The 15,944-nt window shown below is 69.2% G+C and carries 17 protein-coding genes; 12 read left to right on the top strand and 5 right to left on the bottom strand.

Annotated features, from left to right (window positions below):
* The first annotated feature begins 189 nt into the window (after positions 1–189).
* On the top strand, positions 190–564 hold the full coding sequence (locus AVL48_RS25380) for a DUF3817 domain-containing protein (protein ID WP_061982118.1): 375 nt from the start codon (positions 190–192) through the stop codon (positions 562–564).
* Positions 565–641: 77 nt separating this feature from the next.
* On the opposite strand, the gene AVL48_RS25375 is transcribed toward AVL48_RS25380, so the two are convergent.
* Complete coding sequence (locus tag AVL48_RS25375) at positions 642–1,142, bottom strand: MarR family winged helix-turn-helix transcriptional regulator (RefSeq protein WP_061982117.1); 501 nt, start codon at positions 1,140–1,142, stop codon at positions 642–644.
* An 87-nt stretch (positions 1,143–1,229) separates the two neighbouring features.
* Between AVL48_RS25375 and AVL48_RS25370 the strand changes: the two genes are divergently transcribed.
* Positions 1,230–1,529 (top strand): thiamine-binding protein, encoded by a 300-nt coding sequence (locus AVL48_RS25370; protein WP_005167823.1) that lies wholly within the window; start codon positions 1,230–1,232, stop codon positions 1,527–1,529.
* Positions 1,530–1,543: 14 nt separating this feature from the next.
* Here the strand turns inward: AVL48_RS25370 and AVL48_RS25365 are convergent, their stop codons facing one another.
* The gene (locus AVL48_RS25365; protein ID WP_425266109.1) at positions 1,544–2,002 is read right to left on the bottom strand and encodes a hypothetical protein; all 459 of its coding nucleotides are present in this window, start codon (positions 2,000–2,002) and stop codon (positions 1,544–1,546) included.
* Positions 2,003–2,058: 56 nt separating this feature from the next.
* Between AVL48_RS25365 and AVL48_RS25360 the strand changes: the two genes are divergently transcribed.
* On the top strand, positions 2,059–3,030 hold the full coding sequence (locus tag AVL48_RS25360) for a co-chaperone YbbN (RefSeq protein ID WP_061982115.1): 972 nt from the start codon (positions 2,059–2,061) through the stop codon (positions 3,028–3,030).
* 104 nt (positions 3,031–3,134) lie between these two features.
* Here the strand turns inward: AVL48_RS25360 and AVL48_RS25355 are convergent, their stop codons facing one another.
* Positions 3,135–4,601: a neutral zinc metallopeptidase gene (locus AVL48_RS25355; protein WP_061982114.1), complete on the bottom strand. Its 1,467-nt coding sequence runs from the start codon at positions 4,599–4,601 to the stop codon at positions 3,135–3,137.
* Positions 4,602–4,745: 144 nt separating this feature from the next.
* On the opposite strand from AVL48_RS25355, the gene glgP reads away from it, so the two are divergent.
* Both glgP and AVL48_RS25345 read left to right on the top strand, forming a co-directional pair.
* Positions 4,746–7,286 carry an alpha-glucan family phosphorylase gene (glgP, locus tag AVL48_RS25350; RefSeq protein ID WP_061982113.1) on the top strand — a complete coding sequence of 847 codons (2,541 nt, stop codon included), beginning with the start codon at positions 4,746–4,748 and terminating at the stop codon, positions 7,284–7,286.
* Between the two features lie 120 nt (positions 7,287–7,406).
* Positions 7,407–8,258, top strand: a complete 852-nt coding sequence (locus AVL48_RS25345) for a hypothetical protein (protein ID WP_061982112.1) — start codon at positions 7,407–7,409, stop codon at positions 8,256–8,258.
* A gap of 4 nt (positions 8,259–8,262) precedes the next feature.
* Here the strand turns inward: AVL48_RS25345 and AVL48_RS25340 are convergent, their stop codons facing one another.
* Positions 8,263–8,658, bottom strand: coding sequence for a rhodanese-like domain-containing protein (locus tag AVL48_RS25340; protein ID WP_061982111.1), 396 nt, complete (start codon positions 8,656–8,658; stop codon positions 8,263–8,265).
* Entirely contained in the window at positions 8,655–9,203 is a 549-nt protein-coding gene (locus AVL48_RS25335; protein ID WP_061982110.1) for a cysteine dioxygenase, read from the bottom strand. The genes AVL48_RS25340 and AVL48_RS25335 overlap by 4 nt, the downstream gene beginning before the upstream one ends.
* 344 nt (positions 9,204–9,547) lie before the next feature.
* On the opposite strand from AVL48_RS25335, the gene AVL48_RS25330 reads away from it, so the two are divergent.
* From AVL48_RS25330 to AVL48_RS25300, 7 genes are all read left to right on the top strand, one after another.
* A complete protein-coding gene (locus tag AVL48_RS25330) occupies positions 9,548–10,360 on the top strand; it encodes an ABC transporter ATP-binding protein (RefSeq protein ID WP_061982109.1) in 813 nt (270 codons plus the stop codon).
* 87 nt (positions 10,361–10,447) lie between these two features.
* On the top strand, positions 10,448–11,227 hold the full coding sequence (locus tag AVL48_RS25325; RefSeq protein WP_005167845.1) for an enoyl-CoA hydratase/isomerase family protein: 780 nt from the start codon (positions 10,448–10,450) through the stop codon (positions 11,225–11,227).
* Positions 11,228–11,231: 4 nt separating this feature from the next.
* Positions 11,232–12,194 carry a class I SAM-dependent methyltransferase gene (locus AVL48_RS25320; RefSeq protein ID WP_061982108.1) on the top strand — a complete coding sequence of 321 codons (963 nt, stop codon included), beginning with the start codon at positions 11,232–11,234 and terminating at the stop codon, positions 12,192–12,194.
* Positions 12,195–13,364 carry a class I SAM-dependent methyltransferase gene (locus AVL48_RS25315; protein WP_061982107.1) on the top strand — a complete coding sequence of 390 codons (1,170 nt, stop codon included), beginning with the start codon at positions 12,195–12,197 and terminating at the stop codon, positions 13,362–13,364.
* An 11-nt stretch (positions 13,365–13,375) separates the two neighbouring features.
* Positions 13,376–14,140, top strand: a complete 765-nt coding sequence (locus tag AVL48_RS25310; protein ID WP_061982106.1) for an HAD family acid phosphatase — start codon at positions 13,376–13,378, stop codon at positions 14,138–14,140.
* A gap of 63 nt (positions 14,141–14,203) precedes the next feature.
* On the top strand, positions 14,204–14,578 hold the full coding sequence (locus tag AVL48_RS25305) for a DUF427 domain-containing protein (protein WP_061982105.1): 375 nt from the start codon (positions 14,204–14,206) through the stop codon (positions 14,576–14,578).
* A 425-nt stretch (positions 14,579–15,003) separates the two neighbouring features.
* The gene (locus AVL48_RS25300) at positions 15,004–15,891 is read left to right on the top strand and encodes an aminoglycoside phosphotransferase family protein (RefSeq protein WP_425266110.1); all 888 of its coding nucleotides are present in this window, start codon (positions 15,004–15,006) and stop codon (positions 15,889–15,891) included.
* Positions 15,892–15,944: the final 53 nt, after the last annotated feature.

The raw sequence follows: 15,944 nt of genomic DNA, 5'->3' as shown, positions 1-15,944 counted from the left end.
ACCGGTTCGTACCGGGGGTCGTGAGGAGCATCACGGCCCCCGGTGTTCCGGTGAGGGCCGTCACGCCTCACACTGGTATCACCACGTCCGACAGCGCTGTTGACGTTCTTGGCGAGTCCGCCTTGGACAGTGCTAGTCGGACGTAGTCATGTGCACACACATAGTGGTGAGACCCCACAGGAGGAGAAAGTGTCCAGCAAGGCCGCTCTAGTATTCCGCGTGGCGGCGGTAGCCGAAGCCCTCTCGTGGGCCGGGCTGCTGGTCGGGATGTTCCTCAAGTACGCCGTCAAGCTCGGCGAGGGCGGCGTTCCCGTCCTCGGCATGGTGCACGGCGTCGTGTTTGTCCTCTACGTGCTGGTCTCCCTGTCCGTGGCGAAGCCGCTCGGCTGGCGCCCGAAGACCCTGATCCTGGCGCTGCTCTCCAGCATCCCGCCGCTGTTCACCTGGCTGTTCGAATCCTGGGCGCTGCGCAACGGCAAGCTCGACGGCCCGCAGCGGCTGTCGCACGGCGGTGTCGGCCTGTTCGCCAAGGCCGCGAAGTCTTCGGAACCCGTCGCCGCCTGATCTTCGGTCCCCAAGTACGTGAAGGCCCCCTTCATTGCGTCTAGCGCAATGAAGGGGGCCTTCACGTACTTGGGGGGTTATTCGGTGAAGTCGCCGGTGGCCTTGCGGACCTTGGTGAGCAGGTCGGTTAGCTGCTCGGTCTGCTTGCCGGTGAGGCCGGTCAGCCCGAAGTCGATTTCGGTGACCGCCTTGGTGGCCTCTTCGCGGCGTACGCGGCCTTCTTCGGTGATCTCGACCAAGGTGGTGCGGCGATCGGTCGGATGCGGGACACGCTTGACCAGACCGTCTTTTTCGAGCCGGTCGACGATGTTGGTGACACTCGTCGGGTGCAGTTGCAGCCGCTCGCCCATCACACGCATCGGCAGGCTGGACGCGCGGGCGAAGGTCAGCAGGACCAAGGCCTCGTACCGGGCGAACGTCAGCCCGTGCGGTTTGAGCGCACCGTCCACGGCGGACTGGATGATCTGTTGCACGCGCATGATCCCGGTCACCGCGGCCATGGTGGAGGACGGCCCGATACGGGCCTCCCACAGCTGCGCCGCGCGGGCGATCGGGTCGAACGGCAACGGACGGCTCATGGCGTTCGAAGTTACCAGCGGGTACCCGTGCCACGCCGCACGACCGGGTGTTATGCGTGGGAAAAGTGTCTGAACGAGGAGCAGAACATGATCGTGGCCTTCAGTGTCAGCCCGTCCGCGGCCGAGGAAGACGGCGGAGTCAGCGAAGCGGTCGCCCGCGCGGTCAAGGTGGTGCGCGAGTCCGGCCTGCCGAATTCGACCAACGCCATGTTCACCAACATCGAGGGTTCCTGGGACGAGGTCATGGACGTCGTCAAACGGGCCGTCGAGGCCGCGGGCGAGGGTTCGTCGAGGGTCGGGCTGGTGCTCAAGGCCGACATCCGGCCGGGTTACGAAGGCCAGCTGACCGCGAAGGTGGAGCGCGTCGAGAAGCACCTGAGCGAGTAGGTCAGGCGCTTTCGTCAGGGCAGCGGCGGAGTGAAGGAGACCATCCACAGTTCGTCCTTGACCGCGACCGCCACCGGATAGCCGAACGTCCTGCCGTCGGCCAGTTTCCCGCTGACGGTCGCCGAGGTCGGCGAGACGTCGTCCGGCGCGAACGTCACCGTGACGTCGTGGGCACCGCGGCCAGCCAACGCGTCGATGTAGGACTTCGCGAAGTCGTCCGCCGACGCGGGCGGGTAGTCGATGAGCTCGGAGAGGGCTTCGACGTCGTGCTGGTTGAGCGCGGTGGCGAGGTCCTCCCGGAGCTGCCCGGGACTGCCGACCCCGGGGTCGGGCTGATGGGCGATCAGCACCGTGATGACGCTCACCCAGACGATGGCGACGGCGATCGCGGCGGCCACCGTGGCCGTCCTGCGTGTCGGAATGTCGATCACCCCCTCGTGGGCGAGCCTGCCGGAACGGACCCGTCCTGCCAAGCGGGCAGCCGGGGGCATGCGGTGAAACACTCGGGGATGCGTGCCAGGATGGAACCGTGACACACCCACGCGGATCAGCATCGAAGACGGCGGCCCTTTCCGCCGCGCTTTCCGGCGCGGTCGACCTTTCCGCGCTCAAGGCGCGTGCCGAGGCGCCCCAGAAACAGCCTCCTGCCCCTCCGCGGCCCGCCGACGGTGCCGCGCCAGGCGGCCCCGCCACGGCGGGTGCCGTGATCGAAGTCACCGAAGCGACCTTCCAGGCCGAGGTCGTCGAGCGATCCCTGCAGCAGCTGGTGGTCGTCGACCTGTGGGCCGAATGGTGCGGCCCGTGCAAGCAGCTCAGCCCGGTGCTGGAGCGCCTCGCCGCCGAGTCCGGCGGTGCCTGGGTGCTCGCGAAGGTGGACGTCGACGCGAACCCGCGCATCGCGCAGCTTTTCGGCGCGCAGTCGATCCCGACGGTCATCGCCATCGGCGGCGGCCAGCCGGTCGACGCGTTTTCGGGCGCGCTGCCCGAACCCGAGATCCGCAAGTGGCTCGGCTCGCTGCTCGACGCGCTGCGCGACCGGCTGCCCGGCATCAAGGCGGCCGAGGAGAACGGCGGCGGCGTCGAACAGCCGGAGGACCCGCGGTTCACCGAGGCCGAGGAGGCCTTCGAACGCGGTGACTTCGCCGCGGCGCAGGCGGCCTACGAGCGCATCCTCGACGTCGAGCCGGCGAACGAGGAGGCGAAGACCGCGCTCGCGCAGGTCAAGTTCACCGCGCGCGCCGAGGCCGCCGGCCCGGACGCGATCGCGAAGGCGGACGCGGACCCGGCCGACCTCGACGCCCAGCTCGCCGCGGCCGACCTCGAGGTCGCCGGGCAGCAGCCCGAGGCGGGTTTCGCGCGGCTTGTCGCGGCTGTGCGGCGTACCGCGGGCGACGACCGCAACAAGGTGCGGGAGCACCTGGTGGCGCTGTTCGACCTGTTTGACCCGACCGACGAGCGTGTCATGAAGGCACGTCGGGATCTGGCGAGCGCGCTGTACTGAGGTTTCGCAACCCCCGGACGCTATGAAAGGCCCCTTCATTGCGAATTTCGCAATGAAGGGGCCTTTCATGTCACTTCAGGGACCCGTGACCGGACCGATCACCCTCAGCCGTACTGGGTCGAGCACACCGACGAGCTCTCCAGGTAGCCCTTCCGCAGCGCCTCGATCCGCTCGAAACCGTTGTCCACGCGTTTGCCGTTGACGTCGGCCGAGACGAGGCTCTCCGGGCTCAGCAGGTCCGAAATGGCCTCGTCGAGGTCACCGGCCGAGAGCCGCAGGGTCGCGCCGGGCACCGTGCTGGCCTTCGCCCACGCGCCGACCAGGCAGGCGGTGCGCAGTCCGGCGTTCGCGTTGTCGATCGACGCGCCGACACCCTTCTGGATGCCCATCGCGTAGCGGGACGCGATTTCCGAGAACGCGGCGAAGTCGCCCTTGCCCTCGCTGTGCCCGCTCTTCCACTCGGCTTCCTGGTCGACCGGCTGGGCGAGTTCGCGCAGCTTGGCCATGTCGATGCTGACGGTGTTGTTCGACGCGCAGTACGACGCGGGCGGGGTGCTGGGGCCGCCGGGGCAGCTGCCGTTGCCGTCCTCGGTGATCTCCGGGCCCGGGACACCGGCGCCCTTGAAGGCCTCGTCGAGGCTCTTCTTCAGGATCCCGACGATCTCTGCGTCGATCTTCTCGTCGCCCTTGCCCTTGTCACCCTTGTCGAAGGGGCGTTCGGTGATCCGCGCCTTGATGTTCTCCTCGTTCATCGCGGCGCATTCCTTCGGGCCCTTCTCGAACCCGACCTGGAACGCGTACGTGCGGTCGAACGCGGTGCCGTGCGCGCCCTGCTTCGTCGCGCTGGTGCCCGCCTGGTCGCGGATCAGGAACAGCGACGCCATGACCTGGTTGAGGCCTTCGGAGGTGGAGACACGGTAGAACTTGCTCTTGTCCTCGGCGACCCAGCGGAAGTAGCCGCCGGCGAAGCAGTCGGCCTGCTGTTCCTTCACGATCGACGGGGTGTTCTTCTTGATGCTGGCCTTCTCGCCGAGCCGGTACTGGACGGCGTGCCCGAGTTCGTGCGCGAGCACGACGGCGCTCGCCATCTTCCCGAACCGTTCGCGCAGCATCGGCAGCAGCACGCCGCGGTCCCACGCCACCGAATCGTCGGGCGGGCAGTAGAAGGCGTTGACCAAGCCCTTGACGCTGCCGCATTCGGTGTCTTCGTCGTCGGTCCGCGCGCTGTAGGACAGCAGCGACTTCAGCGGCTCGTACTGCTGACCGAAGTCACGCGGCATGACCTCGGTCCAGTAGGTCTGCGCGTCGGCGATCGCGGCGATGGCGAGCCGGTCGTCTTCGGAGCCGTCCTCGTTGCGGACCTGCAGATCCGGCTTCGGCGCGTCCGGCTTCAGGCCGCTTTCGAAATGCGTGACCGGCAGTCCGGCGATGTCACCGGCTCCCGGCTGACCGCCTTGCTGACCGGTCGGGCTTCCCTTGTCGCCGCAGGCACTCAGCCCGAGGGCCAGCACCGTCACGACCGCGATCAGAGCGGGGCGGCGACCAGAGCCCCGCGCTCCCCCTTGGATCATGTTCACTCGCTTATCATCAAGGCCCCGACCGGGCCGCGTACTCCGGCAAGCAGGGACCATACCCAGGGCTTATGGCCCGCGTGCAGGTAATCCCCGAAGTGGGTCTTGAACGGGGCGGGGACCGTGGCGATATGGTCGCTCCTCATGAGAGCAGTCCGCCGGTTCACCGTCCGCGCGAGCCTGCCGGAGTCGCTCTCCGGCCTCGGTGACCTCGCCACGAATCTGCGCTGGACCTGGCATCCGCCGACCCGCGACCTGTTCGCGTCGATGGACGCCGAGCTGTTCAACCGCGTCCGTGACCCGCTGCGGATGCTCACCGCCCTGCCACCGGCCCGGCTCGACGAACTGGCCGTCGACGACGCCTTCCTCGCCCACGCGCGCGAGGCGGTCGCCGATCTGGACCGCTATCTCGCCGAGCCGCGCTGGTACCAGAAGCAGGACGACGCCGAGCTTCCGTCGGCCGTCGCGTACTTCTCGATGGAGTTCGGCGTCACCGAGGCGCTCCCGAACTACTCCGGCGGTCTCGGTGTGCTCGCCGGAGACCATCTCAAGGCGGCGTCCGATCTCGGCGTGCCGATGATCGGGGTCGGGCTGCTCTACCGCGCCGGGTACTTCCGGCAGGCGCTCTCGCTCGACGGCTGGCAGGTCGAGCACTACCCGGTGATCGACCCCAACGCCTTCCCACTGGAGCTGCTGACCGACGGGGGCAAGCCGGTGCTCGTCGACGTCGCGATGCCCGCCGGGCGCACCCTGCACGCGCAGATCTGGAAGGCCCGCGTCGGCCGGATCCCGTTGCTGCTGCTGGACACCGACACCGACACCAACGACGAGGACCTGCGCGCGGTCACCGACCGGCTCTACGGCGGCGACGCCGACCACCGCATCCGCCAGGAGATCCTTGCCGGGATCGGCGGCTTCCGCGCGGTGCGGCGTTACTGCGAGCTGACCGGGCATCCGCAACCGAAAGTGTTCCACACCAACGAAGGCCACGCCGGGTTCCTCGGCCTCGAACGTGCCCGCGAGATCATCCAGGCCGACGGGCTGGCGTTCGACGAGGCGCTGCCCGCCGTCCGCGCGGGCACCGTGTTCACCACGCACACCCCGGTCAGCGCCGGTATCGACCGGTTCCCCGTCGACCTCGTCCAGCGGTACTTCACCGACGGCAGGCTCGTCCCGGATGTCGATCCGCGCCGCGTGCTGGCGCTCGGCGCGGAGGACAACCCCGGCCTGTTCAACATGGCGCATATGGGATTGCGGCTCGCGCAGCGCGCGAACGGCGTCTCGGCACTGCACGGCCGGGTGTCCCGGCGGATGTTCTCCCGGCTGTGGCCCGGATTCGACTTCGACGAGGTGCCCGTTTCCTCGGTCACCAACGGCGTGCACGGACCCACCTGGGTGGCCCGCGAGCTGAGCGCGCTGCTCGGGCGCAACCACGAGGAGTGGGGCCTCGACGGCACCCAGGGCAAGCCGCTGCGCGACGGCGTCAGCGACGAGCAGCTGTGGGCACTGCGGCGTGAACTGCGCGAGAAGCTGGTCGCCGAGGTCCGGCGCCGGGTGCGGGCCGCGTGGATGCAACGCGGCGCGTCCGCGCTCGAACTCGGCTGGACCGACACGGTCTTCGACCCGGACGTGCTGACCGTCGGCTTCGCGCGCCGCGTACCGACGTACAAACGGCTGACACTCATGCTGCGCGACCCGGAGCGGCTGCGCGCGCTGCTGCTGGACGAGAAGCGCCCGATCCAGCTCGTCGTCGCGGGCAAGTCGCATCCGGCCGACGAGGGCGGAAAGCAGCTGATCCAGCAGATCGTCCGGTTCGTCGACGATCCCGAGGTGCGGCGCCGGATCGTCTTCCTGCCCGACTACGACATGTCCATGGCGCGCTACCTCTACCGCGGGTGCGATGTCTGGCTGAACACGCCGGTGCGCCCGCTGGAGGCGTGCGGGACCTCGGGGATGAAGTCCGCGCTCAACGGCGGTCTCAACCTGTCCATCCGGGACGGCTGGTGGGACGAGTGCTACGACGGCAGCAACGGCTGGGCGATCCCGACCGCGGACGGCGTCACCGATCCGTTGCGCCGTGACGAACTGGAGGCCGCGGCGCTGTACGACCTGCTGGGCCACCAGATCGCGCCGCTGTTCTACGACCGAGACGCCGACGGTGTGCCCGGCGGCTGGCTGTCGATGGTGTGGCACACGCTGGAGACCCTCGGGCCGCGCGTGCAGGCGTCGCGCATGGTGCGGGAGTACGTCGAATCTGGCTATCTGCCCGCGTCGCGGATGGTCGCCGAGGCGACGGGCGACGGGTACCGCGGCGCGCTGTCGCTGGCCGACTACCGGACCAAGCTCGACGTCTCCTGGCCGCGCGTGCGGATCTTCGACACCGAACTGCTCGTCGAAGACGCCGCGCCGATGGTCACCGGGACCGAGGTGATCATCCGGGCGCGGATCGACCTCGCCGGCCTCGAACCGTCCGAAGTGGACGTCCAGGCCGTCGTCGGGAAGGTGGGCGACGGGGACGAACTGAGCGAACCGGTCACCGTCGGCATGTCCGGCGACGGGATCGGCGCGTTCTCCGCGCGGCTGAAGCTGCCGCATCCCGGCTCGATCGGCTATACCGTCCGCGTGCTGCCGAAACACCGCCTGCTGGCCACCCCGGCGGAACTCGCCCGCGTCGTTCTGGCCTGACCGCGCGAGTTGTCAAGCCGGTGCCGAACAAAGTAAAACCCTGATCTTCGATTTCCGCCGAACAATGACAAAAGCCCAGGTGAAATAGACTTTGCCGAGCTTGTCCCGAATATCGGAGGAATGGTGGCTTCGGCGAAGGAAACGAAATTGTCGCGCCGGGCCAAGGACCGGCTGCATCACATCCACGCCCGCGCCGGTATCCGGCAGGAGGGCCTCGGCCGGGCGCTCGGACCCGAACTGCGGGCCATCTGGGGCATCCCCGAGGACGCCGAGCCCGAGCGGGTGCGCGAAATCGTCCTCTTGCGGCTGAATCGCGTCCTCGGCCGGTTCGCCGACCCGCTCATGCCCGAAATCGTCTGGACCGCCTACAACCTCGGCGTCGATCCGGCCGACGGCGAGTCGGGAATGGTCGGCAGGCTCCGAGGCCTGGTCGGCCGCGGCCAGGTCGCCGTGTCCGAACGGACCTGCACCCGGCGGTTCTACGAATTCCTGGCGAGCGTCAAGAACAGTCTGGACGGCTTTCAGGAGGACCTCACCGGAGAAGACTTCAGGCTCGCTTCGCAGTGGCTCACCAGGAACGTCCGGCCCGATCGGGAAGAGCTCGCCAGTCCGAGCGCGCTTCCCGAAGTCCCCCGCGAACCCGTGTCCCCGGTGCTGCGGACGTTCCTCGAACGCACGGTGTGGGGCCCGGCGGATCCGGCCGGCGCGCCGCTCCCGGCCCGGCTCGGTACGCACGGCGACTGGTTCTGCGTCTTCACCGACGAGCGGCTGCTCACCGAGTACCGCGCGGCCACCGGCGCGGGCTGGCCCCGGATCCACCGCCGGACCGGGCGCGAGGTCGTGGCGGCCGCCGCCGGACGGGCCGTGGCGACCGGCGTGCTGGTCAACCCGCGCCCCATCCGGGGTTCGGGCATCGACGCGGCACTGCCGTTGTCGCCGGACTCGGTCGCCCGGCTGACGGTCCGCCGGTAGGGCGTCAGGGGACGGCGGGGGTGCCGCCTTCGCGGATCGGGAGGCCCGCCGAACGCCAGGCGCGGAACCCGCCTTCGAGGTCGGTCGCGCCCGGCAGGCCGAGCCGCCGCAGGTCGGCGGCGGCCAGGCTGGAGGCGTATCCCTCGTTGCACACGACGATCACCGTCGAGCCGGGCTTCACCTCCGGCAGCCGCCATTCGCTGTCCGGCGCGAGCCGCCATTCGAGGTGGATCCGCTCGACGACCACCGAGCCGGGGATCTCCCCCTCTTCGAGCCGGTTGACGTGCGGACGGATGTCCACGATCAAAGCGCCGTCGCGTTGCAGCCGCAGTGCCTGCTCGGGCTCCGCCCGGTCCAGTCCGGACCGGGCGGCCGTCAGCAGGTCGTCGATCGCACTCATGAGCCCAGGATCGGGGCCAGCGAGGGGATCTCGGCGGGAACGTCGGCGAGCGTGCGGTACTCGCGGGTCGCGACCAGCGGCGGCGAGTAGGCGTGGACGCTGGCGGCGGGCTCGGCGCCGATCCCGGTCACCTGGTGCGCGCGGCCCGCGCCGAAGCCGATGCTCTCGCCCACGACGTGCGTGCGGCGCCGGATCGGGCCGCCGGGGTAGCGGTACTCCTCGCCGAGTTCGCCCTGCAGCACGGTGAACGAACCGGACGCGCCGCCGTGGTCGTGCGGTTTGGTCCGCTGGCCGGGCAGCCAGGACAACAGCCACAGCTCGACGCCGTCGGTCAGCGCGAGCCGGGCCCACCAGCGGCGGTCTTCGTCGAAGCGCAGCAGGCCGCGCAGGCCGGTGGTCAGTTCGGTGGCGACGGTGGAGGTCAGCTCGGCCAGTTCCCGCGGGGTCCAGAGCAGGCGCTCGGGGTGCAGCAGCTCCGGGAGCAGCGGGTCGGTCAGCTGTGGGTGGGTCTCGAAGTCCTGGCGGGGCGAAAGTGACGTGGTCAACTCGGGGCTCCTCGTGAAGATTCGCGGGCTGGCGAAAGCAGGGCCGAACGCGGCGCGACACGGGTGCCACGGCACACCGGAGGAGTGCCGTCGAAGAAAGCCGGACTCAGCCGTGTCGCGCGGTGGTACACCCGCACGAGGCGACGAGGAGCAGGTCGATGGTCCGGCGGCGCCAGAAAGAACCCCCGATGACGGGGAAGGCGGCGGACACGGACCTGATCACGCCTCAGATCGTGCCACAGCCACCGCGCCGGGGTCGCCGCGTCCCACTCCCTGGACCAGCCGCTTTCCGCGGACCGGCGGCCCGGTGTTCACGCGCGCGCGTGTGCGGACACAATGGGCGCGTGAGTGAGCCGATCCAGCCCAGCGAACTTGACGACCTCGTGGTGAGGATGACCGGTGTCGGGGTCCGCCGAACAGGCAACGATCTCCTCGCCGACCTCGACTGGACCGTGGAACTGGACGAGCGATGGGTGGTGCTCGGCCCGAACGGCGCGGGCAAGACCACCCTGCTCCGGCTGGCCGCGGCCGAACTCCACCCGACCTCGGGAACGGTCGACCTCCTCGGCGACCGGATCGGCAAGGTCAACATCTTCGACCTGCGCCCGCGGATCGGGTTCACCTCGGCCGCGATCGCCCAGCGGGTGCCCGGCGACGAGCGCGTGGTCGACGTCGTGGTGAGCGCCGGATACGCCGTCGTCGGCCGCTGGCGTGAGGCGTACGACAGCCTCGACACCGACCGTGCCCGTGAACTGCTGGGCGCGCTGGGCATCCCGCATCTGGCCGACCGCACCTTCGGCACGCTGTCGGAGGGCGAGCGCAAGCGGACCCTGATCGCGCGGTCGCTGATGACCGACCCGGAGATGCTGCTGCTCGACGAGCCCGCCGCCGGACTCGACCTCGGCGGCCGCGAAGACCTGGTCGCGCGCCTCTCGGAGCTGGCCCTCGACCCCGACGCCCCGGCCATGGTGCTCGTCACCCACCACGTGGAAGAAATCCCGCCGGGCTTCACCCACGCGCTGCTGCTCCGCGACGGCCGCGCGGTCGCTTCCGGGCTCATGGACGACGTCGTGACCAGCGACAACCTGTCCAAGACGTTCGACCAGGACCTCCTGCTCGAACGGTCCGGTGATCGCTACTTCGCCCGTCGCCGCTGAGTCTGCCGGGGAGCGACCCCCAGGCCCCCGAACAGGTCGTACTGACCGGTAGCCTGCAATCTGTCTTGGACGGTTAAGGAGGACGGCGTGGGAGAGTTCGTAAGCCTGGAGGTCGAAGGCGGGGTCGGCACGATCCGGCTGGACCGCCCGCCGGTCAACGCGCTGAACAACCAGGTGCAGGCCGAGCTCGCGGAAGCGGCTCGTGAGGCCTCCGAGCGCGACGACGTGCGCGCCGTGATCCTCTACGGCGGCGAGAAGACCTTCGCGGGCGGCGCGGACATCAAGGAGATGGCCGAGCGCACGTACCCCGAGATCGCGAAGTTCGGCGCGGCGCTGACCGCGTCGCTGGCCACCATCGCGAACATCCCGAAGCCGGTCGTCGCGGCCATCACCGGCTACGCGCTGGGCGGCGGCCTCGAACTCGCGCTGACCGCGGACCGCCGGATCGCCGGCGACAACGTCAAGGTCGGCCAGCCGGAGATCCAGCTCGGCGTCATCCCCGGCGCCGGTGGCACGCAGCGCCTCGCGCGGCTCATCGGTCCGAGCAAGACCAAGGACCTCGTGTTCACCGGCCGGTTCGTGAAGGCCGAAGAGGCGCTCGCGCTGGGCATCCTCGACGAGGTCGTCGCGCCGGACGACGTCTACGCCGCCGCGCACAAGTGGGCCTCGCAGTTCGCGAACGGCCCGGCCGTGGCGCTGCGCGCCGCGAAGGCCGCGATCGACGGCGGTCTCGACACCGACCTCGCGAGCGGGCTCAAGCTCGAATCGCACCTCTTCGCCGCGCTGTGGGCGACCGAGGACCAGCGCAACGGCATGAAGTCGTTCATCGAAAACGGCCCTGGCAAGGCCACCTTCGAGGGGAAGTAGCGCGATGACCCAGGTGAACGATCCGGCGCCGAATCCGCACGCCACCGCCGAAGAGGTCAAGGCCGCCTTCGCCGACCCCAAGCTCGCCAACGTGCTGTACCACGACTGGGAAGCCGGGACCTACGACGAAAAGTGGTCCATCTCCTACGACGAGCGCTGCATCTCCTACGCGACCGACGTGTTCAACGCGGTCGCCGGCGAAGACGGCCAGCCGTACCCGACCGCGATGGAACTGGGCAGCGGCACCGGTTTCTTCCTGCTTAACCTGATGCAGGGCGGTGTCATCAAGAAGGGGTCGGTCACCGACCTCTCGCCGGGGATGGTCCAGGTCGCGTTGCGCAACGCCGAGAACCTCGGCCTCGACGTCGACGGCCGGGTCGCCGACGCCGAGCGGATCCCCTATGCGGACAACAGCTTCGACCTCGTCGTCGGGCACGCGGTGCTGCACCACATCCCGGACGTCCGCGCGGCGTTCGCCGAGGTGCTGCGGGTGCTGAAGCCGGGCGGCCGGTTCGTGTTCGCGGGTGAGCCGACGAAGGTCGGTGACTTCTACGCGCGCAAGCTCGGTCAGATCACCTGGTACCTCACCACCAACCTGACCAAGCTCCCGGTGCTGAGCGGCTGGCGCCGCCCGCAGGAGGAACTGGACGAGTCCTCGCGTGCGGCCGCGCTGGAGGCCGTGGTCGACATCCACACCTTCGACCCGTCCGAACTGGAGTCGATGGCCCGGGGCGCCGGGGCACAGGACGTCCGCGCGGTCACCGAAGAGTTCGCGGCCGCGCTCGCGGGCTGGCCGATCCGGACCTTCGAAGCCGCCGTGCCGCAGGAGAAACTGACCTTGCGCTGGCGTCTGTTCGCGTACCGGTTGTGGCTGCGGCTGTCCGCGTTGGACAAGAAGCTGCTCGCCAAGGTGCTGCCGCGCGAACTGTTCTACAACGTGATGATCACCGGTACCAAGCGGCCGTAGGTGCCGTATCGGTTCACCCTCGACGACGTCGCCTTCCTGCGCTCCGGCGCCGGAAGCGCGGCGCTCGCCGAATGCTCGTCGCTGCCGCTGACCGACAAGACCCGCATCGCCGACGTCGCCGCCGTGCGCCGGATCGCTCCGGCACACGCGGCCGCGGTGCTGGAAACGGTGGTGCTGCGGCGCAAGTCGTCGGCCAAACTGGACTCCGCGGGCTCGTGGCTGTTCACCGGCGACGCGCTCCAGCAGGCCAGCGCCACCGCGGTCGCCCGGCATCGCGCCACGCGGCTGGCGGGCCGCGACGTCCACGACGTGACCTGTTCCGTCGGCGCGGACCTGATCGAGATCGCGCGCGTCGCCTCGCGGGCCCTGGGCTCGGATCTGGACGAGGTCCGGCTGGCGATGGCGCGGCACAACGCCGTCGAGGCCGCGGTTTCGCCTGTCCTGCTGCGCGCCGACGCGCTTCGGCCGGTCAGCCGTGCCTCGGTGATCGTCGCCGACCCGGCCCGTCGTGACTCGGCCGGGCGGCGGGCGTGGAAACCCGCCGATTTCCTGCCACCGCTGGACGGACTGGTCGAGGCGTACGCCGGTCGCGAACTTTCGGTCAAATGCGCGCCGGGGCTCGATTTCTCCATCGCGCCTTGGGCCGACGAGGTCGAACTGGTCTCTTTGGACGGTCAGGTCCGCGAGGCGTGCCTGTGGCGCGGGGTGGGAGCCACGGTGTCGCGGCGGGCGACGGTGTTGCGTTCGGACGGTACACAGTGGACGGTCACCGACGCCGACCCCGACGAGATCCCCGTGCGCGAGCCGGGCGAATGGATCGTCGATCCCGATGGCGCCGTCGTCCGGGCGGGACTCGTGCGGCATTACGCTGCGCGGCACGGTTTGTGGCAGCTCGACGAACGGATCGCGTACCTCACGGGAGACGTTCCACCGCCGGGAATCCGGGCTTTCCGGGTGTTCGAGTACGGACCGTACAGTGAGAAGAATCTGCGCGTACTGCTGAAAAAACACGATATCGGGCGGCTGGAGATCCTCGTCCGCGGTCTCGACATAGACCCGGATGCGTTGCGGCGCAAGCTGAAACCTCGTGGAAGTGAAGAAGCGACTTTGGTACTGACCAGAATCGGCCGTTCTGGAGTAGCGTTCCTTTGCCGCGCACAGATCACGTGAGGAGCACTTCCATGAGCCGGTTCACCGGTCTGCTGAAACTGGCCGCCGCCGCTGCCGCCGGAGCCGTCCTCGCCGGCGGTGCGACCGCTGTCGCGAACACCGACGACGCCGCCCGGCACCGCGGGCACGAGCCCGCCAACATCGGCCGGGTCAAACTCGACGTCAAGGCCTACTACGGCGACGTCGTCGGCAGCGACGGCAAGCACCGGTACTCCGACGACAGCCGGTTCGTCTCCGACACCGAGCGTCAGGTCGAGGACGCCAAACGGCACCTCACCAGGCGGCTCGACCGAGGCGTCGTGAACCCCGCGATCGTGCTCGACGTCGACGACACCTCCGAGGTCACCTACGGCTGGGAGGCCGACAACGACTTCGGCTTCGACCCGAAGAAGCAGCAGGAAGCGATCGACAAGGGCACGTTCGTCGCGAACAAGCCGGTGCTGGAACTGACGAATTGGGCGGCACAGCGCGGCGTCAAGATCTACTTCCTGACCGGCCGCAACGAGTTCCAGGGCCCCCAGTCGCTCAAGAACCTCGCGAACGAGGGCTTCCCGGCCCCGGCAGGCGCGTTCTTCAAGCCGAAGACCACCGCGCCGGACTACCTGCCGTGCGGGCTCACCTGCACCACCGTGCAGTACAAGGCGGGCACGCGGAAGCACATCGCCTCGACCGGCGCGACCATCGTGCTCAACTTCGGCGACCAGTTCAGCGACCTCGAAGGCGGCTACGCGGAATTCCCGGTGAAGCTGCCGAACCCGATGTACTACCTGCCCTGAGGGAATATCCGCGCGCACGCTGTCGCTGTGCCCGGTATCGGAAATTCCCGAGGGAGCTGATCCATGTCTGACAAGAAGGTGCTGAAGCCCAGCGCGGCCCACCCGATCACGGTGTCGCCGAACAAGGCGCGGGTGGTCGTCACGGTCGGCGGGAAGGTCGTGGCGGACAGCGCGAACGCGCTGACGCTGCAGGAGGCGAACTACCCGCCGGCGCAGTACATCCCGCGTGCCGACGTCGACTTCGCCCTGCTGGAGCGGACGGAACACTCGACGTACTGCCCGTTCAAGGGCGACGCGTCGTACTACAGCGTCCGCACTGGCGACGGCGTCGCCGAGAACGCCGTGTGGACCTACGAAGCGCCGCACGACGCGGTCGCCGAGATCAAGGACCACGTCGCTTTCTACCCGTCGAAGGTCGACGCGATCGAAGAGCGCTGACCCACCTCGGTCGTGCCATGAAAGGTCCTTTCCTGGCAAAATTTGCCAGGAAAGGACCTTTCATGGCGCGTGAGGGTCTTCTGGATCGTGGCGTCTTGAGGGAGTGCGTTGATCAGGACCTGGGTCATTGCGCCTCGAACCAGTTCGGCCGCGGCCGCCAGCCGAGTCGCGTCGCCGCCGTCAGCGTCCCGGTGAACAACAGGTAGTCACGGCCGGGACGACGCAGACGGGAACTTCCCGGTGCTCGCGCGACAGGGTGACCTCGTCGGCCCAGCCATGCGACGGCAGGGCGCGCCGAACGCCCCGCCGAGTCCGAGGCCGCGACACCCGTCGAGGCGTGATCCGTGCTGGAGGCGCGACCGGAAACCCTCGGCCCGGGGGAAAACGTTTGACGGTGGACGACGTCCGGCGGTCAGATGTTTGCCGTGAGTTCTGAGCATCCCGTTGACGAGAATCTCGTACGGAGGTTGATCGCGGCCCAATTCCCCCGTTGGGCGGGGCTGGCGGTGGAACGGTGGCCGTCCGGTGGCACGGTCAACGCCATGTTCCGGCTGGGTGACGACCTCGCCGTGAGGCTGCCGCTCGGGGAGAGCGGCGCCGAGGACGTGCAGCTGGAACAGAAGTGGCTGCCCCGTCTCGCGTCCCGGCTCCCCACACCCATTCCCGAAGTAGTGGGGGTGGGCCAGGCCGCCGAGGGCTATCCATGGCGATGGTCGGTGTATCGCTGGTTGCCGGGGGAGCATCCGCGGGCGGGCGCGCTGCGCCGGCCAGTCCAGCTGGCCGAGGAGCTGGCGGAGTTCGTGACGGCGATGCGCAAGGTCACCCTTCCGAGGGCGCCGGTGGCACACCGCGGCGGACCGCTCGCGACGCTCGACGCGGAGACTCGTGCGGCCGTCGAGCGTTTACGCGCGATTCAAGAGGAGAACGTCGACTGTGACGCCGCCATCGCCGTCTGGGAGAAGGCGTCAGAAACCGCGGACTGGGCCGGGCCACCGGTGTGGCTGCACGCGGATCTGCTGCCGGGCAACCTTTTGCTCGAGGACGACCGGCTTTCCGCGGTGATCGACTTCGGCTGCCTGGGAATGGGCGATCCGGCCTGCGACCTGTTCCCGGCATGGAATCTGCTGCCCGCCGAGGCGAGGGAGGTCTTTCGTACGGCGTTGCGCGTGGACGACGCGACCTGGGCCCGCGGCCGAGGACGGACGCTTTCGCAGGCGCTGATCGCCTTGCCGTACTACCGGAAAACCAACGCCGCGATGGCAGACAACGCGCGGCACGTGATCCGCGCGGTGCTGGAGGAGTGTGGTTATTGAAGGGTGAGCGAAGATGCCGTGGTTCCGCGTTCTTCACCGGCCAAAGCTTCGCC

The organism is Amycolatopsis regifaucium (assembly GCF_001613935.1).
In the GTDB taxonomy this organism is placed as follows: domain Bacteria; phylum Actinomycetota; class Actinomycetes; order Mycobacteriales; family Pseudonocardiaceae; genus Amycolatopsis; species Amycolatopsis regifaucium.
This window is presented reverse-complemented; position numbering and strand designations above follow the sequence as displayed.

Coding starts and splice junctions, on each gene's coding strand:
- AVL48_RS25370 (WP_005167823.1), top strand. CDS start 1,230: ATGATCGTGGCCTTCAGTGTCAGCCCGTCCGCGGCCGAGGAAGACGGC.
- AVL48_RS25345 (WP_061982112.1), top strand. CDS start 7,407: ATGGTGGCTTCGGCGAAGGAAACGAAATTGTCGCGCCGGGCCAAGGAC.
- AVL48_RS25305 (WP_061982105.1), top strand. CDS start 14,204: ATGTCTGACAAGAAGGTGCTGAAGCCCAGCGCGGCCCACCCGATCACG.
- AVL48_RS25320 (WP_061982108.1), top strand. CDS start 11,232: ATGACCCAGGTGAACGATCCGGCGCCGAATCCGCACGCCACCGCCGAA.
- glgP (WP_061982113.1), top strand. CDS start 4,746: ATGAGAGCAGTCCGCCGGTTCACCGTCCGCGCGAGCCTGCCGGAGTCG.
- AVL48_RS25375 (WP_061982117.1), bottom strand. CDS start 1,142: ATGAGCCGTCCGTTGCCGTTCGACCCGATCGCCCGCGCGGCGCAGCTG.
- AVL48_RS25340 (WP_061982111.1), bottom strand. CDS start 8,658: ATGAGTGCGATCGACGACCTGCTGACGGCCGCCCGGTCCGGACTGGAC.
- AVL48_RS25355 (WP_061982114.1), bottom strand. CDS start 4,601: ATGATCCAAGGGGGAGCGCGGGGCTCTGGTCGCCGCCCCGCTCTGATC.
- AVL48_RS25310 (WP_061982106.1), top strand. CDS start 13,376: ATGAGCCGGTTCACCGGTCTGCTGAAACTGGCCGCCGCCGCTGCCGCC.